Below are 25,566 nucleotides of genomic sequence, written 5' to 3'. Positions count from 1 at the left end.
AGGATTTCCCGATATGACAAAAGAAGAACTTAAAAACAGAACGAAAACCTTTGCTCTAAATATTTTCAAATTTCTAATGTCGATAGAGAAAAATAAAGCAGTTGATGTAATATCATTTCAGCTTTTTAAATCCTCTTCTTCAGTCGCAGCTAATTACAGGGCGGTTTGCAGAGGAAAATCTACTGCCGATTTTCTGAATAAATTAAAAGTGGTAGATGAAGAAGCAGATGAAAGTTTATTTTGGTTAGAATTCATTCAAGGTTTAGAAATAGAGTGCGATAAAAGTGAGCTTGAGAAATTAATCAAGGAAGCGAATGAATTGGTTTCTATTTTTTCAGCAGGAATAAAAACAATAAAAGAAAAAAATAATATTAAAAATTAGGTTTCAGATATAAAGAATTAGTGGTTTTTAAATCCTAATTCCTAAATCCTAAATCAAACAATCAAAAAATGAATACATTAATAGCTATAATAGGATTAGGTGTTTTATGCCTTTTATTTGAAATTTTTAATTTAAGAAAAGCCATTGTGCCTATAACAATCATTGGGTTGTTGGGGGTTCTTGGTCTAACCATATCTGAATTTAATTCGACAGAAAGTTACTATAACAATATGATTGTTGTGAGTAAATTTTCAAGTACATTTTCCTGCTTGTTTATTGTACTTACTATTTTCTTAGTGGCTTTAGGTCATAATTTTTACGAAAATCATCAATCTAAAATTTCTGATTTCATTGCCATAAAAGTTTTCCTATTGTCAGGAGCTGTTGCGATGGTTTCCTTTGGGAACTTAGCGATGTTCTTTTTAGGAATAGAAGTATTATCGATTTCACTGTACATTCTTGCAGCAAGTGACCGAATGAACTTAAAAAGTAACGAAGCGGGAATGAAGTATTTCCTTATGGGATCTTTTGCTTCAGGAATTATTTTGTTTGGTATCTGTATGATTTATGGTGCCATGGGAAGTTTTGATGTTTCCGAAATTAGTGCATTATCACAATCTGCTGAACTGCCGGTTTGGTTTCCTATTGGAGTAGTATTGGTAACCATTGGAATGTTATTTAAAATTGCTGCAGTTCCTTTTCATTTCTGGGCACCGGACGTTTACGAAGGTTCTCCAGCGTTGACAACGGCTTTAATGAGTACTTTGGCAAAAGTGGTGGCAATGGCGACTTTATACAAATTGTTATCCGTTATGAATGCCGATGTTTCAGAAGCATTTAAAATAGTTGTAGTTGTCATTTCTATGGCTTCGATGACGGTTGGAAATATTATGGCATTGCGACAAACTAACGTGAAACGTATGCTTGCTTTTTCAGGTATTTCTCATGCTGGATTTATGCTGATGACCTTATTGAGTCTTTCCACATCTGCAGGAAGTTTATTGTATTACGCTTCGGCATATTCCTTATCTGGAATTGCTGCTTTTAGTGTGATTTTATACGTTTGCAAAAATAGAAATAACGAAGATATTACTAACTTCCATGGACTGGGAAAAACTAATCCATTGTTAGCAGCTATTCTTACTGCAGCATTACTTTCAATGGCTGGTATTCCAATTTTCGCTGGATTCTTCGCTAAATTGGTTTTGTTCAATCAAACGATTCAGGCAGGTTATTTAGCATTAGTAATTGTTGCGGTTATCAACTCAATTATAAGCGTTGGTTACTATTTTAAATTGATTTTGGCGATGTATTCTAAAGAACCAAATGAAGAAAGAAAAGGAACACCATTTTTAATTTACGCGGTTGCAATTCTAGCGATTGTTTTGAATATCGCATTAGGTTTGTTTCCGTCATTAGTTTTGGATTTATTAGCATAATATCTTTTCAGTAATTTATAGAAGAACCAGCAAGAGCAATCTTGATGGTTTTTTAATTTACAGATGTTCGTTTTTATTATTTAGAAGAAAATTGTCTTTACATTTGGAGTTAATTTTAAAACTGATTCAATGAGTACACCAAAAAGAGCAGGCGACGCGCCAATAAAAATGACATTAGAAGGAGGGAAAACATACGGCTGGTGCACTTGTGGGCATGCAGAAAACCAACCGATGTGCAATGGAGCTCACAAAACTGAAGGAGGATCTCCATTGAGATTTTCAGAAGAAGAAACCAAAGAGGTTTATTTATGTGCCTGCAAGCAAACAAAAAACCCGCCATATTGCGACGGTTCTCACAATAATTAATTATTGGATATTGTTCCTTACTCCATTCAAAATTTTAATAATCAGGTTGGAGTAAGGAATTTTTTCTATCTAAATTGAAAGTTGCTATTCGTTATTTTCTTTTTCTATTGCTTTCTTCTTAGCTCTTCGTCTTTTCAACCATTCATAACTCATAATAGTTTGGGCATAAAAGAAAAAATCTGCACAGAGTTTACCAACTATAACTCCCAAAATTGGACTTCCAATCCATATAGGAGCCGAATACATAAAAAATGGACGAATAAACAAAGCATCAGTGATAGCCGAAGGACCAAATTCAATCAATAGACCCGTTATTTCCTGTTGTAAAATTTTGAGAGTTAAGATTAGATTTTTTGTTTTACTTTCTTTCAATCTAAAATATAAAACGGTAGCGTAAAAAGCCAGGTATTCAGACCAGGTTATCATAAAAGCTTCTACAACCTTGTTGATGTGTAAGAATCCGGTGAGAAAAGCCATGAAAATAATCGTAGAACTAGCAGCTAATTCGGGATATTTATAGCGATGAAACCATTCTGTGAATTTCTTCTTTATCATTGGTAATTTATTAGTCCTAATTTTTTGGAAAGATAGTAAGAAACAGAAGATTTGATCATTTATCAATGGAATTCATGAAATTAATGTGAGTCGTGCTTTCTTTTTTTAATTGGTATATTTTTTTTGTTAAAAGGAAAGCAAAAAAAAACCAGCTCCAAAAAGTGGAACTGGCTTAAACTATTAGGTTTGCTTAATTGTTATTTGGCCGCAGCGATTTTTTCAAATACTTTATTGTCATACGTCATTATAAAAGCGTATTTATCATTTGGAAAGTTTTTAATATCAAAAAACTTAGCCACATTCTGTTCTTGTAACACAGTAGTAGCATAGACCTCCGTTCCGTCTTCAGTATAAATTTTAATGCTCACTGGAGACTTATCTAAATTTAATACACTTATTGATACTAAACCGTTTTTGTTCAAAAATACTGGCTTGTACACTTCGGAAATTGCTTTAGAGGTTAAAGTAGCCGTTTTACCAACAACTGAAATTTCATATCTCGCAATTTTCATTTCTGATTCAGCGTCTAGGAAATAAGTTCCTTCGGGTAAGGCATTTAGATCATATGTTCTATTGATTGTGCCGTTTGAAGTTACCTTTTCAGTATGAATTAATTTTTCATTTGCATCATAAATAGATAAATCGATTTTATTTATGTCATTTAAAACAAAAGTTACAGTCTTTCCTTGTTCTTTTTTTACATTAAGTGAAAAATCTATTTCACCTGCACTTACATTCATTGCAGCTAATACTCCTGCTAGTATTAAACTTACTTTTAAAATCTTTTTCATAATTGTAGTTTTTAGATTTATAATAATATTTATCTGTGGTAAATTTACGCTAACACACTGTTGTTGGACGGCACAGGATTTTCCAATTTGTGTTCTATATTACCTTTTACGAAATCGATAGAGGTTAAAAAAGATAATTAAGTGTCTAAATAGGTTAATTTTGTGCTAATTATAAAGCATGTTGTTATGAAAACGATACTTCCTACGTTTGAAATTATAAAACCTTCTTTCGGAAGTTCTTTCTCTTTTTCTAAATATGTAGAGAATGCTAATAGTAAATCTCATTTATGGCACTACCATCCTGAGATAGAGTTGGTATATGTAAACGACGGGTCTGGAAAACGTCAAGTAGGAAGTCATATTTCTTATTACACGGAGGGTGATTTGATATTAATAGGAAGTAATCTGCCGCACTGCGGGTTTACCAATGAACAAACTGGAAATAAAAACGAAACGGTTATCCAGATGAGACCTGATTTCCTAGGAGATGGGTTTTTTGATATTGCTGAAATGAAAAATATTAATAATCTTTTTAGTCAAGCCAAAGCAGGAATTGCCTTTGAAGGCGAAACAAAAAAGAGAATAGGCAGTAAAATAGAAATCATGGACAAACAGTCTCCATTCGAAAGGTTGCTGACTATGTTAGATATTCTTAATGAATTAGAACTATCCGAGGAATTCAAAGTGTTAAATGCTGTAGGGTTTTCTTTGGAAATGCAAATGCAGGATAATGACCGCATCAACATGGTTTTTAATTATGTAAAAGATAATTTTCAAGAACAAATAACTCTAGATGAAGTAGCCGTTTTGGTAAGTATGACGGTGCCTTCTTTTTGCAGGTATTTCAAAAAGATAACTCATAAAACACTCACAAAGTTCGTAAATGAGTATCGTTTAGTGCATGCTTCAAAACTATTGGCAGAAAAACCCGTGAGTATAACTGAAATTTGCTTTGAAAGCGGTTTCAACAACTTTAGCTATTTCAATAAATCATTCAAAGAATTTACTGGAAAAAGCGCTTCACTATATCGTAAGGAATTCCGTTCTGTTCTTAAATGATGTTTCAATGGATTCCCAATAAAAACCTAAATCCAAAACAGCTAAAAACCGAATTGATTATTTTTGCATCACAGAATCAACTGAGAATTTCAAAATAAATACTAAAAATGGATAATAAATTAAAAGTACAAATCTGGTCGGATATTATGTGTCCGTTTTGTTATATAGGAAAAAGAAGAATTGAAGAAGCACTGAACCTTTTTGAACATAAGGAGGCTGTCGAAATTGAATGGAAAAGTTATCAACTGGATGCCAGCTTTATCGCCTCTACGGACGATAATATGGTCGAACATTTAGCAGCGAAATACAGAAAAGATAATGACTGGGCTCAAAATATGCTTGATAATATGACCCAAAACGCAAAAACTGCTGGATTGGATTTTCATTTTGAAAAATCCGTTCTTGCCAATTCTTTGAACGCACACCGATTGTTGCATTTGGCGAAAAAGCACAGTCTGGCTAATGATCTAGAAGAATTACTTTTCAAAGCTTATCTGACAGAAGGGAAAAATGTTAATGATATCAATACTTTAACGGAACTGGGGATACAAGTAGGATTAGATTCAGAAGCTATTGCGCAGGTATTAAATTCTGATAAGTATGCTGAAGAAGTAAAAGAAGACCAAGAAGAAGCAAATGCCATCGGCGTTCAAGGTGTTCCGTTTTTTGTTTTCGATAATAAATATGCAATTTCCGGAGCGCAACCGGCAACTTCCTTTTTAGAAACTTTAGAAAAAGTATGGCAAGAAGGAAAATTTGATTCGAAAGTGACTTTGCTGGATACTACATCCGGGAATAGTTGCGACATTAATGGTTGTGACTAAAATGAAATAAAAGTTGTTATTGGCATACAAAAATCCCGTTAATACGAATACCAACGGGATTTTTTCTAACCAACCATTTATAACAAACTAATTTCTTCTATCTATTCGTGTATCTAAACTTCCTACTACTTTAACCTCTTCTTTTTGGTCTTTAGCACCGTTGTTTTTATAATAGTATTGATCCTTGTCGTTTGAGTTGTGATCGCTATCATAATCACTATTGTGATTGTTTGAATTGTGGTTATGATCATCATCACAATCGTTATTGTAGTTGTTGTTTGGGCCGTTTTCATAACCTCTTCCACCTTTTACATTTCCAATCATATCAATAATTTGACCACGACGGTTGTAGATAATTTGCAATCCACCAACTTGTTCCAAGGCGTAACGGTTGTAAGTCATGTATACAGAACCAACTCGCTTAATCCTATCATCCGAATCATAGTTGATAAACACATTTCCAATTCGTCTTACTTTACCCATATTATCGTGCTCCACTTTCACACCATAATTTCGGTCTCGAAAAGAGGAAGGCGCACCATAGGTCTTGTTTACATTACTTGTTCTACTTTGTTTGTAGTACATGTTGCCGGTTGAAGGGCGCGTATTAAAATCAAATTGTCCGTCAGGAAACACGAAGAATTCGACTCCTCTTTCAGTAAACACAATTGGCTCAGCATTTCTAACATCAACAGGAGATCTTCTCTCGTGAGAAAAATTATTTTTCTCTGTTGCATTCGCTACACCACCTCCAAATAAAAGGATACTAGCTACTAAAAAGGTAATTTTTTTCATGATAAATGTATTTTGTGTTTTTTGCCTACTCTTTAGCTTTTCGGCTTACGCTTTTTTACTTATTTGATTAGGTATATTCAAGTAGTATGCCAAAGTTTTATAGTGTGGTTTTAGGTTTTTGGATTACGGAATGATTTTTTGTTTTCAAAGTGCTAAAAACCAATATTTTATTTCATTAAAAAAAGAAAAAAAATATTTTTTTGAGCAGCTAATAGTAAGATTTTTTTAAAACGATTGCTGTTTTGTTTTATGGTTTTTCTTTTGGTTTTGACCAAGAAAAAGTTCCAAGAGAAGAGAAATCACTTATTCTTTAAAAAGCTTTTTGTGTAATGTTATTTCAGGATCAGTCCCCTCCACATAAACTAAAATAGTAGGCTTTTCTATAAAAGGCAATTACATATAAAGAAGTATTAAACTTGTTAAATATTTGTTAATTTTTACATTAATCTTTTAAATCGTTTTTTTTTTTTTTCATATTTGTCTGACAAATAAGGCGCTATTATATTAAATTATAGTGTTTTAAAAATATTCAGTAGCTACGAATTGCGGAGGTTTGTTTGTTTCTCCAAAGAAAATAAAAATAAAATAGTGAGAGGAAAGCACGAAAAACTGCCTACGAGGACGCAAACTAACCGCTCAAGTCCTTAATGGAGCATCTATTTAACTATACATTATGAAAAAATTAATTTTTACATTAGCATTTGCTATGATCGGATCATTTGCTTTTGCAAATAATGGCACAATCAATGAAAAACTAGTTAGTAGTTTACAAAATGAAAAAAGTTTAGATTCTAAAACTTCTACAAAAATTGATTACATAACATTTACAGAAATGGTAAACAGGGGCAAATTAAAAATTGTTTCTCTAGTAAGACTTGATAAATCTTTTTTGTTTATTGACGATTGCGGAAATGAGTGGATAGTAAGTTATGACAGTACTTATTATACCCCATACACAGCGTTCCGTGCTGCGTCAGAGTTAATTTTTGAAATCTCAGGTTGTTAAGAAAAGAAGATGAAATATGGCTGTTTTTCAGCCATATTTTTTAAAAAATAAAAAAATGAAGATAAAATCACTTTTGCTAGTAATTATTTATCTGGGTATAGGAAACTTAATGTTCGCTCAAAATTTCCCAAAAGATACTTTACGCTATGAAATTACCTATGATTATTCATATCAAGTTAACAAGGAGGATACTCTCAGCAAACAAAAGGAGCAAATGGTATTGAAAGTTGCTAAAAATTTTTCTTTTTACGTTAGTTTGAATAGCATGAAATTAATGGATTTGGAGAAAAATTGGAAAGAGTCCGATGGTCTTCCTGATAGAAAATCGTTACCTAAAACAAAACTGTATTATACTATTGTAAAAGAGTATGTTAAGGACCAAATTATTTTTTGTGATAAAATAGGACAAATTACTTACAGATACAATCAAAATTTAGATAAGTTTGACTGGAAACTTACAGAAGAGCAAAAAGAAATATTGGGTTATAACTGTAAAAAAGCAACTACTGAGTTTGCCGGCAGAACCTATGTGGCATGGTATACCACAGAAATTAGTATAGCCGATGGGCCATACAAATTTCATGGTTTACCGGGTTTAATTTTGTCAATTTATGATACCAATAAACATTTTCAGTTTACTGTTTCGAGTATAAAAAATAGTTCCAGTTTTTGTAATATAGGGGAACAATTACCAAAACCTACTCAAATAACTTACGAGGAGTATAAACAACTAAGAAAGAGATATAAAGAAAAACCATCGACCTTGATTAATTCGGGTGGAATGACTTTTCCAAAGGAAATGCTTGATTTAGCCGATCAACGAGCGAAAGAAAAAATGAAGTTTGAGAACAATCCGATGGAACTGATTGATTAATGAGAAATATCATTTGGCTGCTTTTATTTCTTGGCAAAAGTATTTATGCTCAATCTATTGTCAAAGGACAAGTTGCAGATGTGCGAGGTAAAGTAATTGCTAACGCCAGTGTCTCGATTCAAAAAAAATCATCAACTTCAATTATTGCTTATTCCATAACGAATGGTAATGGGTTCTACACTATTTCGTTCAACAGTCCCGAAGCTGAACTGGATTTACAGATACGCTGTATGGGTTACGAAACTGCTTTGAATACCATTACAAATACATCGCAAACCAAGAATTTTGTTCTTGCTGAAAAGTCATTTATTCTTAAGGAAGTTACCGTAAAAGCGGCGCCCATAACTCAAAAAGGCGACACGCTGCAATACTCCGTAAATGCATTTTCGAAAGTGCAGGACAGAAGTATTGGTGATGTGTTAAAAAGAATGCCTGGAATTGAAGTGCTTCCTGATGGTAAAATTTTATATCAAGGCAAAGCCATCAACAAATATTATATCGAGGGTTTAGATTTGTTAGAAGGCAAATACAATCTAGCCAATGATAACTTGCCTTTGCAGGCCGTAAGTCAAGTGCAAATTCTAGAAAATCATCAACCAATAAAAGCATTAGATAGTTTGCAGTTTTCGGATCGAACGGCGCTTAATATCAAACTTAGGAAAGCCTATACTTTTACAGGTCAAGCACGTGTGGGTAGTGGCTTTAATCCGTTGCTTTGGGATGTCAATGTTACGCCAATGCTTTTTACAAAAAAAAGGCAGATGTTAAGCACCTATCAAACGAATAATATGGGAGATAATGTGGCTGTGCAACTCAAAAAATTAACACTTGAAGATGTACTAAACCAATTTGAAAATAATTCCGAAAAAATAGATTGGCTTGCCATTCAAGAAATAACGAATCCTAAATTTTATGAAAAAAGATGGTTGGATAATTCCATTCATTTGCTGTCTTCAAACTATTTACAGCGGTTGAAAAAAGACTATGAACTGCGAATTAATACCTCTTATTTAAATGATTATCAGCAACAAAAAGGATTTACCAATACGCAGTTTGTAACGCCAACTGGCAGGATTGATTTATTGGAAGAAAAGTACAATCAAACCTTTTTTAATTCGGTGCAAACCAATTTTACTGTACAAAAAAACGTTTCTAAAAATTACTTCAAGAATAGTATCGAATTTCAAGGTTTTTGGGATAGTCAGCGCGGAAATATAGTTTTAAACAGCCAAGGGATTCAGCAAGAATTAAGCAATGAATTCTTTCGATTGTCGAATACCTTAAAATCGGTTTTTCCTGTTGGCAAACAAATGGTTACACTAAATTCGTATGTTGGACTCAACAAAACACCACAAGTACTTCAGGTAAATCCGGGACAGTTTGAAGATTTACTCAATTCTAATATACCGTACGAAGCTGTAACGCAAAACATAGATTTACTAACTTATTACAGTAACAACTTTTTTTCGGTGGCCAAGGCGGTAAAACATTTTACATTCGAGTCAAAAGTGGGGTTGCAATTAGAAAATCAAAAGCTAGAAAGTGACATTTTCACCTCAGAGAATAGGGATTTAAGTACTGAATTTTCAAATACCTTAAATTGGATGCGTTCTAAAGGATATGTTGATTTACAAACGCAGTTTAAAAAAGACGATTGGCGTATCGAACTTTCGACCCCAATAAATTTGCATTCGTACAAAATAAAAGACAGCCCATTGCAAGAAGCTGAAAATGTCAACAAAACCACTTTCGAACCTCGTTTATTAGTAGTGTATGATTGGAGTGCGTATTGGAAAATTACTACTTCCGCAGGAATTTCGAATCAATTTGGCACCATAAATCAATTGCATTATGGTTACATTTTGCAAAATTACCGCAGTATCAAGCGAGTAAATTCTCCGCTTCCACAATCAACTGTCGCGAATTACTCCATTGGATTATCGTATAGAAATCCTGTAAAAGCGCTCTTTTTTAATGCGAGTTACGGTCGTGTACAAAGTGAGTATAATTTGCTTTATCAAAGCTCGATTATGGCAAACGGAGCAACCACACTAGAGGCAATTGAACAAACTAATACCAGAAAATCAGATAATTTCTCTACGCGTATGGGCAAATACATTTCTGAAATAAAGACTAATGTGACGCTCAATGGTAGTTTTGCTATGCAAGAGTTTCAGCAAATTATTAATTCCCAACTAACGACTATCACCAATCAAAATTGGGTTTTTGGGAATAAAATAGACACCGATATTACCGATTGGTTCAATGTAGAATACGAGAGTTCTTGGACGTTATCTCACAACCAAATTCAAAGCCAAAAACAAGCTAATATTACGCAACAAAATCATCATTTGAATCTAAATTTTAACCTGAAAAGCAAACAATATCTTGGTTTAAAATCAGAATTCATTAGTAGTAGTCTGCTCAATGTTAAAAATGAAAACGTATTTGCAGATTTGATATACAGGTACACAATTCAGAAGAAAAAGATTGATCTTGAAATGCAAGTTTCTAATATTTTTGACACCAAGAATTTTAGAACCGTAAACGCAAATGATTTTAGTTTTGTAGCAACTAACTTTGATCTAAGACCAAGACAAGTTTTGATTAAAATTAGATTTTCGCTTTAATATGAAAGGAAAAAGAAGATGCTTAACGTCGGTTTTAAAAAATTATAGTATCTTGTTTATTAGCTCTAATTCCTTTTCTGCATTACGTTAAAACAAAAAAACCTGTTCAAATTAATGAACAGGTTTTGTCTTTGATAATAAATTCAGTTTTTAAATCGTGTGTTTTGGATTAAATCCATCTTCGCTCAATTCTTTATGGTCATAATCAGCTACCATTTCAGCTTCGTAATCTGTTTTTTCTCCTTTTGTGAATTTGTAAATTAATTTCTCCATGATTTCATAAATCACAGGAACAATGATCAAGGTAAGGAATAGTGAACTGATCAATCCTCCAATGATTACCCACGCCAAACCATTTTTCCATTCGGCCCCGGCTCCTGAAGCTAACGCAATTGGGAACATACCAAATACCATCGCAATAGTTGTCATAAGAATTGGACGTAAACGAGCGTGATTCGCTTGAATCAAAGCAGTTCGTATTGTTTCCCCGGCGGCTCTTCGCTGATTGGTATAATCCACAAGCATAATCGCATTTTTACAAACCAGACCAATTAACATAATCACCCCAAGAATAGTAAATATATTCAACGTATTATTCGTCAATGCCAAGGCTAATAATGCTCCAATAAACGAAAGCGGTATAGCAAATAATACTACGAATGGGTGTACAAAACTATCGTACAACGAAACCATTACTAGGTAAACCAAGATAATAGCAGCCAATAAAGCAATTCCTAATGTTCCAAAACCTTCGGTTTCATTCTCTTTTTGTCCACCCCAGATATAGTCTACACCAACTGGTTTTTTAAGTTTTTTAATTTTTTCTTCCCATTGTGATACAATCGTTCCAGAAGAAATACCTACATTTTGGCCTTTAACCGTTACTGATGCTGTTTTGTCTCTTCGCTCTAATTGGCTTGGACCAGAACCTTCAGTTACAGTTGCAAATTGATTTAACTCGATTTGTTGACCAGAGTCGTTTATGAATATCAAGTTGCTTACATCAGCAATACTTTTTCTGTCGAAAGCATTATACTTAATATTGATGTCGTATTCGTATTCTCCAGCTCTAAAACGCCCGTCTGTGTTTCCACTAAAAGCAGTTTGCATAGTCATACCTACGGTTTGTAAACTCAAACCAAGTGCGGCCATTTTATCTCTGTCTACTTTTACGCTTACTTCAGGATTTCCGTCCTCTACCGATAGTTCAATTTCTGTTGCACCGGGAATTGTGCGCAATTCCTTTTCGGCAGCAATAGCAAATTTCATAGCACTTTCTACATCTGGACCCGTTACAATAAGTCCTAAAGTAGCATCTTCAGCTGTTCCTAAAATACCTACTGGAACCGTTTTTACTTTGGCTCCAACTAATATTTTTTGTAATTTGCGCTTTGTTTTTGCGGCATACACATTTGCAGGTTCATCGCGCTGGTCTAATTCAACCATTTTTACGTTAATCTCTGATTTATATGCAGTTGATTGTGAAGCCCCCATACCACCACTAGTTTGACCCACAATAGTAAATTGACTGTGAACAAAATCTTCTTTCTCTAAAAAGGCTTCTGCTTTTTGCGTCATGAAGTTGGTTTGTTCTAGCGAAGCATCTTTTGGCATTTCGATTTGAACTAAAAACTCACCACTATCCGATGCTGCAAAGAACTCACCCCCAATAAATCCTGCTGGTACCAATGCAATTGAACTGAAGAATAAAACTAAAACAATGGCAAGTGTTGTTTTATAATGATCCAAAGACCATGTCAGTAATCCAGAGATCCAGTTGATGAAACGGGTTAAATAACTTTCAAAACCAAGAATGATTCTTCCAAAAAGGTTTTTACCTTCAATGTGTTCTAATTTTCCGTATCTGGATGATAACCAAGGAATAATAGTAAACGAAGCAACTAATGACAATAAAGTAGATATAATTACAGTTACACAAAATTGCGTAATAATATTAGAAACCAGACCAGAACTCAATGCAATTGGTAAAAATACAACCACAATTACAAGCGTAATCGATACTACAGTTCCACCAATTTCGGCTGTACCATCATAGGCAGCTCGAACTTTGTTTTTGCCCATTTCCATGTGCCTGTAAATATTTTCAAGAACCACAATCGCATCATCCACAAGAATACCTACAACGAGTGACAATCCTAATAAACTCATTAAGTTCAAGGTATAACCCATTAAGTAAATCCCAATAAAAGTGGCAATTAACGATGCAGGAATAGAAACCATTACAATCAAGGAGTTTCGAATACTGTGCAAGAAAAATAACATCACAAAAGCCACTAAAAGAACGGCAATAAGCAAATCGTGCACTACAGCATCAGCAGCTTCAAGGGTGAAAATGGTACTGTCTTTAGCAATTTTTAGTTTTAATTCCTCCGTTTTGTACTCCGCTTCTAATTTAGCAATTGTCTTAACTAACTCTTCACTTACTGCAACCGCATTGGCATCAGATTGCTTTATAATTTGTAAAATAATGGCACTTTTCTGATTGACACGTGCTACTTTTTCAGTAAGCTTTTGAGTATCCTGAACATCAGCAATATCGCGTAAACGAATCTGAATACCGTTTCTAGAAGAAACAATTAAGTTTCTCAGTTCTTCAACATTCTTGTATTTTCCGGCTAATCGGATTAATATTTTTTGCTCACGGGTTTGAATATTTCCTGTTGGAAAATCCAAGTTTGAGGATAAAATATTTTGCTGTACTTGTGGGACCGAAAGTCCGTAGGCTTGCATTTTTACCGCATCGAGATTAACTTGTATTTCTCTTTCTTGTCCCCCCGTAATGTTTACTTGTGCTACTCCTGGCACTCGTGATAGTACTGGTGCTAATTTTTTATCAACTAAGTCGTAAAATTCAACTTCGTCCATTTTTCCATTGGCACCAATTGTCATAATTGGTAAATCGCTTAAGGAAAATTTGTTTAAGGAAGGGGCTTGCGCATCATCTGGCAAGTCGTTTATGATTGCATTTATTTTTCGCTGCGCATCGTTCATCGAAATATTAACATCAGCATTCGATGTTAATGTTATAGAAACCGAGGATAAACTTTCAAATGACTTAGAGTCGATTTTCTTGATGTTTTCTAAGGAGGAAATCGCGTCTTCAATTTTTTTAGTAACCGTGTTTTCAACTTCACTAGGCGATGCACCTGGATAAACAGTTGCAATCGAAATTACGTTTGTTTCAAATTTCGGTATCAACTCATAGCCTAATTGGCTGTAACTGAACAGTCCCCCCAATGTTAGAATCGTAAATAATACGATAACTAATGAAGGGCGTTTTATGGATATTTCTGCTAATTTCATATTTTTATCTGGCTTTAGGCTTCAAGCTTTAAGCTCTAAGCTGTTTCTTTATGACTTTAAGACTTTCGACTTTAAGACTTATTTAATAACATCCACTTTTGTACCGTCAGTCAAGTTGATTTGTCCTGTAATAATAACCGTTTCCCCTTCAGAAAGTCCACTTAAAATTTCTACTTTGTCACCAAGAATTCTACCTGCTGTTACCGTTTTCAGTTTTGCAGTTCCATTTTCAATTACAAAAATTTGGTTGCTGCTTACACTTCCTATAAATGCATTTCTAGGAACAATCATCAAAGATTGTTTTTGTTGATTGGATGCAAATTCAGCTGTCCCGTACATTCCGGCTTTTAAATCATTAGATGAATTATTTGCAATTTCTATTTCTACAGGAAAGTTCAAGCTAGTATCCGCCTTTGGAGCGATGAAAGTAATTTTACCTGAAAATATTTGGTCAGGATAGACACTGGCAGTAACTTTTGTGTTGTTTCCTATTTTCAAACGAGCAACCTGATTTTCATTAACGGTAACTTTCAATTTTAATTTTGAAACATTAACGATGTCAAACATTTGGGTTGCAGCACCCAGTACAGAACCAGGCTCAATATATTTTTTATTTACAACCCCATTAATTGTAGATTTAATGTTTGTATCGCCAATGTTAACTTTAGCTTGTTGCAATCTTGATTTTGAAGTCACTAAGCCTAATCTGGCTTGATCTACTTGTTGTTTTGTAACTCCACCTGTTTTATATGCATTTTCAAAACGGTTGTAATCCGCTACTGCATTTTGATAAGAAGCTTGAGCAGTTTGCAAATCCGATGAAATTTGTTCACTTCTTACAATTGCCAAAGTTTGTCCAATTCTAACATTGTCACCTTCTTTAACCAAAACGCGAACCACTCTCCCTGGTTTTTCTGCGGAAAAATTTAATTCCTGTAGTGGCTCAAAATTCCCATTAGCAGTAAAATCCAGAGATACTTCTTCCGTTTTAACGGTTTCGGTTTTAACTGAAACAGTAGCGTTTTTCTCTGCTACAATGGCTGTTTTTGCTTCATTCTCGTTTTTATTATTCATTAAAGTAAAAGCAATAATTGCCAGTACTCCTAATATGATTATTCCGGTTAGTATATTTTTTTTCATTTTCTTAGTTATTTATAAGTGATCTTAATTCTCCTTTTGATTTGATTAATTGAATTTCGGCTAGTTTGTAATCTAATATTGCAGACGTGTAATTGTTTTGTGCTTCTGTCAATGAGTTTTCGGCATCCAATAAATCAGTTAAAGAAGCCAATCCTTGCACGTAATTATTTCGGGTATTGTTTAAAACATCTTGAGCCAATTGAGCATTACCTTTTTGGTTTGCAATGATAGTTATGCTATTGTCAATTTGTATTTTGGCATTTTCATAAGCCAAATCAAGACCTAATTTTGTGTCGTCGATGTCTTCTTTCAAAGATCTCAAAGTTACATCTGCTTGTCTCACTTTTGCTCGTGTTGCAAATCCTGAAAAAATCGGCACTTTTAAGTTCAAACCAATCGAAGAGAAATCAGACCAATAAACGCCATCAGCTGGTTTTGCACCCCAAGGCATTTTTGGACCTTGACCTATGTAATTGTAACCAGCAGAAAGGTTAAGCGATGGGTAATAAGCCGCTTGATCTGCTTTTTTCTGATAGGTTAATAACTGTTCTTGTTTTTTCAAAAGCAAATACTCTGTTCTAGTCTCTGTATTTGGGGCTTGAGATAAGGCTTGAGGTGAAACTTCAAATTGAGATACGGGAATTATGATTTTTGTTTCAATTGGCATTCCCATGTAAAATTTCAAAGCATTTTCTTGTAACTGAACGGCATTCAAAACCTGTTGGCGTTGGGTGCTGATGTTCGATATTTTTACTAAAATTCGGTCTAAGTCTATTTTTTTAGCCAGACCATTATCAAATTGTCCTTTAATAATGTTCTTAACTTTATTGGTGTTAACATAATTACTGTCAAGAACAGTCAATTTTTGTCTTTGAACATATACTTGATAATAGTTATTCGCCACTCTTTCAATTACTTGTTCTTCCGTCAACTGTTCGTTTATTTGATAAAACTCCCTCGTTGATTTTGCCGCTTTTAAACCGGTAAAAACAGATTGATCAAAAAGTGCTTGAGTCAATGATAATCCGGCGGTTGAAGTCCATTTTTGTCCAAAAGTAGCCTGAATTGTTTTTCCTTTTTCACCACCAAAAGAACCTGCATCCAGAAAAGTCGTTTGCAAAATCGGGTTGTACGTTAATGTTCCGTTTGCCGAAATTTGAGGTAATGCTCTAGATCGTACCTCTTGTATTTGGTATTCTCCGTTTTCTACTTTCAGTTTCGCTTTTTTCGCATCTGATTTATTTTCTAAAGCATAGGTGATTGCATCTTTCAATGTCAACGGCTTTGCTTCTTGAGATTTTGCTGTAATCGCAAAAGCTAAGATGGTTATTAATATTAATCTGTTCATTATGATATATTAAGGTTTAGTAAATTTTTTTCCAATTCAATAATTCCATTTGGTGTAGCCATGGCTCTAGTGTGATATTCTAAAGCTTCAAGTTCTATTTTTTGTGATTCTTTTTCGGAACTGGTGCTTTCTTTAATGCTAAAAATAAGATGATAATAAAAATTGGTGTAGCGATCAATATGAATGCTTTCTCGGTACAGTCCTTGTTCAATTCCTTTTTCAATATTAATTCTAAAAACACTGTTGCATTCGCTTATTTCTCGTGCCATTACCTTATCATATATTTCAGGATAATGTTTTCTTAATTGATAAATAGGGGAATTATCAGAGGATTGAAACATCTCTTTGAACATTTTTCTTATCTCGAAATTTTCCTCAATGGCATTGTAATTTTTAACTATGATATTATCAATAATTTGATGAATTTCTTTGTGAATTGCTTCTGTACTTTCTTCAATAAGGATTTCTTTATTACAGAAATATTTATAAATTGTTTTTTTAGAAATGCACATTTCTCCTGCAATATCATCCATGGTAATGCTTTTAAAACCAAGTTTTAAAAACATGTCGCTTGCTTTTGATATAATTTTTTCTTTCATTTTTTTGTGCTTTTCCCAATATTCCGGGATTTGTAAGTTGCTGTTAATTATAGAAATAAGTAAAATTATGAATGCAAATATAACTTGGAAACTTTGAACACCAAAATAGTTTCCAAATTATTGACATAAATTTAACAATTCTGTAACCTTGTCTTTTAAGCGGTGAATTCTAAATTAGCAATCAGGTTGATATCTTGTCCCTTTGCTAAACCTCCGGTTTGTGTATAGGAATTGAACGGTAAGTCAAAATCTTTGCGATTTATCTTTCCAATTATTTCGAAAGCAGCTTTTTGAACGCCATTTTCTGTGTTAATCCCAATAAATGCAGCATCTAATTCAACAACTTTGGTGATGTTTCTAATAGTTAGATTCCCTTTCAAAAAATTAATGTTTCTATTTACTTTTTGAAATGAGGTCGACTTGAAACTAATAACTGGATATTCATTTGTATTGAAAAAATCATTCAATTTCAAGTAGCTGTCAATTTGATCCAGTTTTGTTGGCTTATTATTTACGTCCAAAGCAAATTCGATCGAGGCATCTTCAAGTTCATTATCCTCAATATCTACGTGACCTGTAAATTTGTTGATTGTACCGTCCATAAACGCAATTGTGGAGTGTCTGTTTTTAATTAATACATCGGATTGGCTTGAATCAATTGTCCATTTTGTTTTCATAATGGGTTAAGTATTATTTTGTAATTATTATTTCATTTCGCATTGATTCGAAATGTCATAATTATATGTTAGAGGATGTTAAAATTTTCAGTGCAAATGTAAAGCGGAAACTTTGAATACCAAAATAGTTTCCAATGTTTTTATTTTTATTTAACATTTGAGAAAGTTTAAAGTTTAAAGTTTAAAGTTTTTTGAGTTTCTTTGTGGTATATAAAGTCCGAAAAGCCAGAACTTTCATGAAAACTTTTTAAACTTTAAACTTTAAACAAAAAAATGATGCATACCATTTACCAGTATCAGGAATTCATTTCAGCTTATTTGCAATCCCAATATGAAATTAAAGAGCCAAAAAATTTGTATGAACCAATACATTATATTTTAGATCTTGGAGGAAAAAGAATCCGTCCGGTGCTTACTTTGATGACCACTGAAATTTTTGGTGCAGATTATAAAAAAGCCTTGCCGGCTGCTTTGGCCGTTGAAGTTTTTCATAATTTCTCGTTGGTTCATGATGACATTATGGATGATGCACCCCTACGAAGAGGGCAGGCGACCGTTCATGAAAAGTGGAATATAAACACTGGGATTTTATCTGGCGATGCGATGCTCATTCTGGCTTATCAGTATTTTGAACAATATCAACCAAAGATATTTCGAAAACTAGCAAAATTGTTTAGCAAAACGGCTCTTCAAGTTTGTGAAGGACAGCAATGGGACGTTGATTTTGAAACGCGTGACGATGTTACAATTGCCGATTATCTAAAAATGATTGAATATAAAACGGCAGTTTTGGTAGCGGCAGCAATGAAAATGGGTGCGATAATTGCCGAAACTTCTAAAGAAAATGCTAATTTAATTTATGATTTTGGGTTGAATTTAGGCTTGGCTTTTCAATTGCAAGATGATTATTTGGACGCCTTTGGTGATCCTGAAACTTTTGGAAAACAAGTAGGTGGAGATATTATTGAAAATAAAAAAACCTATTTGTATTTAAAAGCATTGGAATTTTCGAAAAAAGAGCAAGCCCAACAATTATTAGATTTATTCTCCAATCAACCTATCGAAAATTCAAATAAAATTAATGCAGTAAAAGAAATTTTTAATAGTTCTGGAGCCTCAAAAGCAACGCAAGATGCTATACAGGAATTCACTTTTAAAGCATTTGAAATAGTGGATAAAATGAATATTGACGAAGATAAAAAAGTAATATTGAGAGCCTTCGGGGAGAATTTAATGGGACGAAAAGTGTAGATTTTTGATTTCAAATTAGAGATTTTTTGATTGCAGAAATTTTACTTCGGATATATAATGGTTAATTTCAAAAATCAGTATAATTTAAAAAAAAATCAAACATTTAGAGCAATTTCTTAAAATCAAAAATCTAAATTCGTTAATCAAAAATCTGAAATCTAATGTTCATAGCGCCAATAAATACAGATTCACTACTATCGGAAGCCGGAAAAGAAACCTTATATCTAAAGTTAGTTGAACAACTTAATAAGGATTTTAACCTCGCCAACGAAGCGATTGATTTTCCTTTAAGCATTTCTCCCGCTGAATTGAAACTGCAATTACACGACAAAATATATCGCCTGATTGAGTATAAATTTGCCGAATATCTTAATCTGCTATATATAATTGATGTTTCTGAAGAACAAATAAAAAAGCTGGATGGTTCGGATTTAGTGGTTTTGGCTGAGCAAGTTGCTTTTTTAATTTTAAAAAGAGAATGGCAGAAAGTTTGGTTTCGCAATAAGTATTAACTGTTATAATATTAGAAGTAGCAATTGAGAATTTTTTTTCATTTCTCCAATTTCCTTGTTTTTTAAAAATAAACCCGTACAAAAGGCATGAATGCATTGCCATAAACATCATTAGTGTCTCGTAATACATTGTAGCGTGCGCCAATAGTCACATTTCCAGTTCTGTAACCTGCACCAAGAAATAAACCGGTATTCCAGTAATCTTGAGAATTGCTATTGGAGCCAATCAAATTTATATTAACTCTCAGTTCTTCCAGTTCCGCCGAAAGTTGGATTTCTTCTATTGGATTAAACAGTGCTATAACACTTCCACCATATAAGTTTGACGCGTAATAATTTTTTTGCTTTATGTAGGTATATTGTGCACCAAGGCCTAAAGCGACATACTGATTGAAATTATAAATGGCACTTGGTGCTAAAGAAATGTCGGTGTAGCCAGAACCAAAGCTCAAACCAATTCCACCACCAAATTGTACTTTTCGCCAGAAATCACTTTGCATTTTTGGAGATGCTGTTTGTTGCTGTGCAAATAATAAACTCGAAAACAATAAGGTTGTAGAAATCAAAATATATTTATAAATAGTCTGAAATTGATTCTTTTCCATGATTATGTTGTTAATTTAACAAATATTAACGTAAAAGTACGTAAAAAACTGAATTAAATATATTGGTTTATTGTACTTTTGTCCCTCGATTTGACAAAAAAAAACATTCACAAATATTATGGATAGGTTTTCATTTTTAAACGCAGCACACACCGAATTCTTCGCACAATTATACGATCAATATTTAGAAAATCCAGATAGCGTCGAGCCAAGTTGGAGAAGTTTTTTTCAAGGTTTCGACTTTGGAATGACCACCTATAATGATGAAAATCCAGTTGCTTATATAGCAAATGTTGCCGCTGGTAATGTTGAACATGCTCCTGTTTCTGATAAACTTCAAAAAGAGTTTAACGTATTGAAATTAATTGATAGCTACCGATCGCGCGGACATTTGTTTACAAAAACAAATCCCGTTAGAGAAAGAAGAACTTCATCACCAACGTTGGATATTGTAAATTTCGGACTTTCGTCAGCAGATTTAAATACTGTTTTTGACGCAGCAAAAGTAATTGGAATTCAACCATGTACGCTTAAAGAAATTATTGTTCACCTTGATAATATTTATTGTCAACATATTGGGGTGGAGTACATGTATATAAGAAAGCCGGAAGTTATTCAATGGATGCAAGATAAATTAGGGATAAATGACAACCTACCTAACTTCTCTGCTGATGAAAAGAAAATAATTCTAGGTAAATTAAATCAAGCCGTTTCTTTCGAAAATTTCTTACACACTAAATATGTAGGTCAAAAAAGATTTTCGCTTGAAGGTGGAGAATCAATAATTCCTGCACTTGATGCTTTAATTGAAAAAGCAGCTGAAAAAGGAGTGGAACAATTTGTTATGGGAATGGCTCACCGTGGTCGTTTGAATGTTTTAGCAAATATTTTCGGAAAATCTACTCAAGATATTTTTGGAGAATTTGACGGTAAAGATTACGATCAGGAATATTTTGATGGTGACGTAAAATACCACTTAGGACTTACCGCTGAAAAAGTAACCAGATCAGGAAAAAATATAAACATTAATTTGGCTCCAAACCCTTCACACCTTGAAACAGTAGGTGCTGTAATCGAAGGAATTACAAGAGCAAAACAAGATAAATATTTCCCTAATGACTTTTCAAAAGTATTGCCAATTGCCGTTCACGGAGATGCAGCGATCGCTGGTCAGGGAATTCTTTATGAAATTGTTCAAATGGCTCAGTTGGATGGATACAAAACGGGAGGTACGATTCATATTGTAATAAATAATCAAGTAGGATTTACCACTAATTATCTTGACGCTCGTTCATCAACGTATTGTACGGATGTTGCCAAAGTAACACTTTCACCGGTATTGCACGTGAATGCAGATGATGCGGAAGCTGTGGTGCATGCGATGTCATTTGCATTAGACTTTAGAATGCAATTTGGCCGTGATGTGTTTATAGATTTATTAGGATATAGAAAATACGGGCATAATGAAGGAGATGAACCTCGTTTTACACAGCCTGTACTTTACAAACTGATAGCAAAGCATCAAAATCCTAGAGATATTTATGCTGAAAAATTGTTGTCAGAAGGAGTGATCGACGTTACTTATGTAAACGGATTAGAGAAAGAATATAAATCTAATCTGGAAGTAAATCTTGAAGAATCGCGTAAAAAAGACCTGACTATTATCACACCATTTATGAAAAATGAATGGAGAGGTTTTGAACAGGTTACAGACGTACAAATGCTTGAAAAAGTAGATACAACTTATTCAATTGAAGGACTTACACAAGTGGCCAATGCGATTTGTAACTTGCCTGCGGATAAAAAGTTTATTAGTAAAATTCAAAAACTAATCAACGATAGAAAAACAATGTTTTTCGAAACTAATAAGTTGGATTGGGCAATGGCCGAACATTTAGCTTATGGATCATTATTACAAGAAGGATATGATGTTCGTATTTCCGGACAAGACGTAGAACGTGGTACTTTCTCCCATCGTCATGCTGTAGTTAAGGTAGAAGACTCCGAAGAGGAAGTAGTCTTGATAAACAATTTAGAAGGTAAAGTAGGGAAATTCAATATTTTCAACTCACTTTTATCAGAATATGGTGTTTTAGGTTTTGATTATGGATATGCCTTGACTAACCCAAATGCATTAACAATTTGGGAAGCGCAGTTTGGGGATTTCAGTAATGGAGCCCAAATTATGATTGACCAATATATTTCTTGTGGGGAAGATAAATGGAACAATCAAAACGGAATTGTTTTATTATTGCCTCACGGATATGAAGGACAGGGAGCGGAACATTCCTCTGCCAGAATGGAACGTTATTTACAACTTTGCGCCAGACAAAATATGTTTGTCGCCGATTGTACAACGCCAGCGAATTTTTACCATTTGCTTAGAAGACAAATGAAAACGACTTTCCGTAAACCACTTATTGTGTTTACTCCAAAGAGTTTGTTGCGTGATCCAAGAGTAGTTTCTACTGTTGAAGAATTTGCAAATGGAACTTTCCAAGAAACATTCGATGATGAAACGGTGAATAAAGCGGATGTAAAAACATTGGTTTTTTGTACCGGTAAATTCTATTATGATATTACTGCCGAAAGAGAAATCAATGGTCGTAAAGATGTTGCTGTGGTGAGAATTGAACAATTGTTCCCTCTACCAGTAGAACAATTAAGCGCCATTATTGCGAAATATCCAAATGCCGATGATTACGTTTGGGCACAGGAAGAACCAAAAAACATGGGAGCCTACAGTTTTATGTTGATGAACTTCAATTTAGTAAAATGGAGATTGGCTTCGCTAAAAGCATATGCTGCTCCAGCTGCAGGAAGTTATACAAGAGCAAAACGTCGTCAGGCGGATGCAATACGAATGGTTTTTGATAAAAATTTATTTAGGTAGTGCCAACTGTATTAATAACTGATGGGTTCCGTTTTTTCTTTTACAGTAATGAACATTTGCCAAAGCATATTCATGTTGAAAACGCCGAAAAAATAGCAAAATTTAATTTAGAAAATATAGAATTAGTAAAATCATCAGGATTTAATTCCACTCAATTAAAAACAATACGTAATTTAGTAGAACGAAATCAAGAACTTTTAATATATAAATGGGATGAGTTTTTCAGTAATTAGCAAATCAAAAAATGCAATAGACATTGTTTTTTCAGAATCTAAAATGATTGTTTTTTTAGAAGATGGACGTGAATTAGCTGTGCCGTTAGAATGGTTTCCAAGATTAAGAAAAGCAACCGAAGAGCAACTAAAAAAATGGAGATTCATCGGCAAAGGAGAAGGCGTTCATTGGGAAGAGATTGATGAAGATATTTCAATTGAAAATTTATTAGAATAAAATAACACACAAATAAAATTATAAAAGATGATTTTAGAAATGAAAGTTCCATCACCAGGGGAATCAATAAAAGAAGTTGAAATTGCAACATGGTTAGTGAAAGACGGAGATTATGTAGAAAAAGACCAAGCAATTGCTGAGGTTGATTCTGACAAAGCAACACTGGAATTGCCAGCTGAAGCTAGTGGGATTATTACACTAAAAGCAGAAGAAGGTGATGCAGTAGCAGTTGGGGCAGTGGTTTGTCTTATCGATACAGATGCTGCTAAACCATCTGGTGATGCGCCAGCTGCAGAGGTTACAAAAGCAGTTGATCCCGAGACTTCGGGACCAAAGGCGGAAGTTAAACCGGAAGTTAAAGCAGCTCCCGAGACTTCGGAACCAAAAGCAACTCCAGTTGCAGCAACAACTTACGCTTCTGGAACACCATCTCCAGCAGCAAGAAAAATATTAGACGAAAAAAATATAGCGCCTGTTTCCATATCAGGGACAGGAAAAGACGGAAGAATCACTAAAGATGATGCCGTAAATGCGGTTCCATCTATGGGAACTCCTACAGGAGGATCTCGTGGGACTGAACGTACTAAATTATCTATGTTGCGTCGTAAAGTAGCGGAAAGATTGGTCGCTGCCAAAAATGAAACAGCTATGTTGACTACGTTCAATGAAGTGAACATGACGCCAATCAACAACTTGCGTAATGAATACAAAGATGCGTTCAAAGCGAAACATGGCGGAATTGGTTTAGGATACATGTCGTTCTTTACTAAAGCCGTAACTAGAGCTTTAAAATTATTCCCGGATGTAAACTCAATGATGGATGGTGATCACAAGATTGCTTTCGATTTTTGCGACATTTCAATTGCAGTTTCCGGACCTAAAGGTTTAATGGTTCCTGTAGTTCGTAATGCGGAGAACTTGACTTTCCGTGGTGTAGAATCTGATATTAAAAGATTAGCTATCAAAGCACGTGACGGACAAATCACGGTTGATGATATGACTGGTGGAACTTTCACGATTACTAATGGTGGTGTTTTTGGTAGTATGTTAAGTACGCCGATTATCAATCCTCCACAATCTGGAATTCTTGGAATGCACAACATTATCGAGCGTCCTATTGCCGTAAACGGAAAAGTGGAAATTCATCCTATGATGTATGTGGCACTTTCATACGACCACAGAATTATTGATGGTCGTGAGTCTGTTGGTTTTTTAGTTGCAGTAAAAGAAGCGTTAGAAAATCCATTAGAATTATTGATGGATAACAATCCTAAAAAAGCATTAGAGTTGTAATATTGATATTTATCAAACCTACTGAGAAATATTTTAATCCCGCCTTGTTCAGAAACATGGCGGGATTTTTTTTGGTCAATTCTTGACTTAGAAATATGTAATTATTTTTACTTTTTTTTATGATTATGATTTTTTATTTTATAATAAATTAGATTTTGTTTAAAAATAATGGTCTTATAGCGAGGATTTACCATAACATTACCACAACATTGTCGCGTTAAACAGATGTACAAATCTTTCTTTGCAGCTCATTTAATAAAAGTAAGTAGCAGTTATAGCAGGATTTAGGGCTATTTTTAACTGTGGTATTTCTTTAGGATGTTGTATAGTTTTTAGATAGGTAACATTTTAACTTACATCATAATACATTCATAAATTTGAGAATAACTATTTACTCAAAATTATGAAGAAAATTACTCTAATCATTTTCCTGTTGGTTTATTCGATAGGATTTTCACAAACACTGCCTTTAGATTTTGAATCGTCAACTGTGACTTATGCATTCACTGATTTCGATGGAGGTGCTGCAACAGTAGTTGCAAATCCACAAATGTCAGGAATTAATACAAGTTCTAAAGTTGCCAAAATGGTAAAAGGTGCAGGTCAACCATGGGCCGGAAGCAAATTTTTGATGGGAAGCACAGTTGATTTCTCAACTAATAAAGTTTTTAAAGTTAAAGTATTTTCGCCAGTCGCTGGTAAAAAGCTTTTGTTGAAGTTTGAAGGAGCTGGTGCTGCTTTTGAAAAAGAATC

The 25,566-nt window shown here is 33.9% G+C and carries 23 protein-coding genes and 1 pseudogene; 15 read left to right on the top strand and 9 right to left on the bottom strand.

Annotated features, from left to right (window positions below):
• The first annotated feature begins 13 nt into the window (after positions 1-13).
• From IWX84_RS08315 to IWX84_RS08305, 3 genes are all read left to right on the top strand, one after another.
• On the top strand, positions 14-382 hold the full coding sequence (locus IWX84_RS08315) for a four helix bundle protein (RefSeq protein WP_196850280.1): 369 nt from the start codon (positions 14-16) through the stop codon (positions 380-382).
• A gap of 68 nt (positions 383-450) precedes the next feature.
• Positions 451-1,821, top strand: a complete 1,371-nt coding sequence (locus IWX84_RS08310) for an NADH-quinone oxidoreductase subunit N (RefSeq protein ID WP_196850279.1) — start codon at positions 451-453, stop codon at positions 1,819-1,821.
• Positions 1,822-1,950: 129 nt separating this feature from the next.
• A complete protein-coding gene (locus IWX84_RS08305; RefSeq protein ID WP_196850278.1) occupies positions 1,951-2,187 on the top strand; it encodes a CDGSH iron-sulfur domain-containing protein in 237 nt (78 codons plus the stop codon).
• 84 nt (positions 2,188-2,271) lie between these two features.
• Here IWX84_RS08305 and IWX84_RS08300 read toward each other — a convergent pair whose 3' ends face one another.
• Both IWX84_RS08300 and IWX84_RS08295 read right to left on the bottom strand, forming a co-directional pair.
• Entirely contained in the window at positions 2,272-2,742 is a 471-nt protein-coding gene (locus IWX84_RS08300; protein ID WP_196850277.1) for a hypothetical protein, read from the bottom strand.
• A gap of 197 nt (positions 2,743-2,939) precedes the next feature.
• Complete coding sequence (locus IWX84_RS08295) at positions 2,940-3,533, bottom strand: hypothetical protein (protein ID WP_196850276.1); 594 nt, start codon at positions 3,531-3,533, stop codon at positions 2,940-2,942.
• Between the two features lie 186 nt (positions 3,534-3,719).
• On the opposite strand from IWX84_RS08295, the gene IWX84_RS08290 reads away from it, so the two are divergent.
• Both IWX84_RS08290 and IWX84_RS08285 read left to right on the top strand, forming a co-directional pair.
• Complete coding sequence (locus tag IWX84_RS08290; RefSeq protein ID WP_196850275.1) at positions 3,720-4,592, top strand: AraC family transcriptional regulator; 873 nt, start codon at positions 3,720-3,722, stop codon at positions 4,590-4,592.
• Between the two features lie 107 nt (positions 4,593-4,699).
• On the top strand, positions 4,700-5,416 hold the full coding sequence (locus IWX84_RS08285; protein WP_196850274.1) for a DsbA family protein: 717 nt from the start codon (positions 4,700-4,702) through the stop codon (positions 5,414-5,416).
• 87 nt (positions 5,417-5,503) lie between these two features.
• Here IWX84_RS08285 and IWX84_RS08280 read toward each other — a convergent pair whose 3' ends face one another.
• A complete protein-coding gene (locus IWX84_RS08280) occupies positions 5,504-6,211 on the bottom strand; it encodes a hypothetical protein (protein WP_196850273.1) in 708 nt (235 codons plus the stop codon).
• A 673-nt stretch (positions 6,212-6,884) separates the two neighbouring features.
• Here IWX84_RS08280 and IWX84_RS08275 point away from each other — a divergent pair.
• From IWX84_RS08275 to IWX84_RS08265, 3 genes are read left to right on the top strand one after another with little or no spacing between them, the layout of a single operon-like run.
• A complete protein-coding gene (locus IWX84_RS08275) occupies positions 6,885-7,217 on the top strand; it encodes a hypothetical protein (protein ID WP_196850272.1) in 333 nt (110 codons plus the stop codon).
• Between the two features lie 55 nt (positions 7,218-7,272).
• Positions 7,273-8,091, top strand: coding sequence for a GLPGLI family protein (locus IWX84_RS08270; protein ID WP_196850271.1), 819 nt, complete (start codon positions 7,273-7,275; stop codon positions 8,089-8,091).
• Entirely contained in the window at positions 8,091-10,721 is a 2,631-nt protein-coding gene (locus IWX84_RS08265; protein WP_196850270.1) for a carboxypeptidase-like regulatory domain-containing protein, read from the top strand. The genes IWX84_RS08270 and IWX84_RS08265 overlap by 1 nt, the downstream gene beginning before the upstream one ends.
• Positions 10,722-10,871: 150 nt before the next feature.
• On the opposite strand, the gene IWX84_RS08260 is transcribed toward IWX84_RS08265, so the two are convergent.
• The 5 genes from IWX84_RS08260 to IWX84_RS08240 form a co-directional block, all read right to left on the bottom strand.
• Positions 10,872-14,045, bottom strand: a complete 3,174-nt coding sequence (locus tag IWX84_RS08260) for an efflux RND transporter permease subunit (protein ID WP_196850269.1) — start codon at positions 14,043-14,045, stop codon at positions 10,872-10,874.
• A 78-nt stretch (positions 14,046-14,123) separates the two neighbouring features.
• The gene (locus IWX84_RS08255; RefSeq protein WP_196850268.1) at positions 14,124-15,185 is read right to left on the bottom strand and encodes an efflux RND transporter periplasmic adaptor subunit; all 1,062 of its coding nucleotides are present in this window, start codon (positions 15,183-15,185) and stop codon (positions 14,124-14,126) included.
• Positions 15,186-15,189: 4 nt separating this feature from the next.
• Positions 15,190-16,533, bottom strand: coding sequence for a TolC family protein (locus tag IWX84_RS08250; protein WP_196850267.1), 1,344 nt, complete (start codon positions 16,531-16,533; stop codon positions 15,190-15,192).
• A complete protein-coding gene (locus tag IWX84_RS08245) occupies positions 16,533-17,132 on the bottom strand; it encodes a TetR/AcrR family transcriptional regulator (RefSeq protein WP_196850266.1) in 600 nt (199 codons plus the stop codon). The genes IWX84_RS08250 and IWX84_RS08245 overlap by 1 nt, the downstream gene beginning before the upstream one ends.
• Before the next feature lie 155 nt (positions 17,133-17,287).
• Positions 17,288-17,809 (bottom strand): YceI family protein, encoded by a 522-nt coding sequence (locus IWX84_RS08240; protein ID WP_196850265.1) that lies wholly within the window; start codon positions 17,807-17,809, stop codon positions 17,288-17,290.
• Positions 17,810-18,085: 276 nt separating this feature from the next.
• Between IWX84_RS08240 and IWX84_RS08235 the strand changes: the two genes are divergently transcribed.
• Both IWX84_RS08235 and IWX84_RS08230 read left to right on the top strand, forming a co-directional pair.
• On the top strand, positions 18,086-19,060 hold the full coding sequence (locus tag IWX84_RS08235) for a polyprenyl synthetase family protein (RefSeq protein ID WP_196850431.1): 975 nt from the start codon (positions 18,086-18,088) through the stop codon (positions 19,058-19,060).
• Positions 19,061-19,221: 161 nt separating this feature from the next.
• Positions 19,222-19,572: a hypothetical protein gene (locus tag IWX84_RS08230; protein WP_196850264.1), complete on the top strand. Its 351-nt coding sequence runs from the start codon at positions 19,222-19,224 to the stop codon at positions 19,570-19,572.
• A gap of 62 nt (positions 19,573-19,634) precedes the next feature.
• Here IWX84_RS08230 and IWX84_RS08225 read toward each other — a convergent pair whose 3' ends face one another.
• The gene (locus IWX84_RS08225) at positions 19,635-20,177 is read right to left on the bottom strand and encodes a hypothetical protein (RefSeq protein ID WP_196850263.1); all 543 of its coding nucleotides are present in this window, start codon (positions 20,175-20,177) and stop codon (positions 19,635-19,637) included.
• 118 nt (positions 20,178-20,295) lie between these two features.
• Between IWX84_RS08225 and IWX84_RS08220 the strand changes: the two genes are divergently transcribed.
• From IWX84_RS08220 to IWX84_RS08200, 5 genes and pseudogenes are all read left to right on the top strand, one after another.
• Complete coding sequence (locus IWX84_RS08220; RefSeq protein ID WP_196850262.1) at positions 20,296-23,070, top strand: 2-oxoglutarate dehydrogenase E1 component; 2,775 nt, start codon at positions 20,296-20,298, stop codon at positions 23,068-23,070.
• On the top strand, positions 23,070-23,303 hold the full coding sequence (locus IWX84_RS08215; protein WP_196850261.1) for a DUF4160 domain-containing protein: 234 nt from the start codon (positions 23,070-23,072) through the stop codon (positions 23,301-23,303). The genes IWX84_RS08220 and IWX84_RS08215 overlap by 1 nt, the downstream gene beginning before the upstream one ends.
• Positions 23,284-23,520, top strand: coding sequence for a DUF2442 domain-containing protein (locus IWX84_RS08210; RefSeq protein ID WP_196850260.1), 237 nt, complete (start codon positions 23,284-23,286; stop codon positions 23,518-23,520). The genes IWX84_RS08215 and IWX84_RS08210 overlap by 20 nt, the downstream gene beginning before the upstream one ends.
• 27 nt (positions 23,521-23,547) lie before the next feature.
• A complete protein-coding gene (gene odhB / locus IWX84_RS08205) occupies positions 23,548-24,813 on the top strand; it encodes a 2-oxoglutarate dehydrogenase complex dihydrolipoyllysine-residue succinyltransferase (RefSeq protein ID WP_196850259.1) in 1,266 nt (421 codons plus the stop codon).
• 403 nt (positions 24,814-25,216) lie between these two features.
• Positions 25,217-25,566: pseudogene (locus tag IWX84_RS08200) on the top strand (hypothetical protein); the annotation flags it as partial.

Source organism: Flavobacterium sp. CG_9.10 (genome assembly GCF_015752245.1).
Taxonomy (GTDB): domain Bacteria; phylum Bacteroidota; class Bacteroidia; order Flavobacteriales; family Flavobacteriaceae; genus Flavobacterium.
This window is presented reverse-complemented; position numbering and strand designations above follow the sequence as displayed.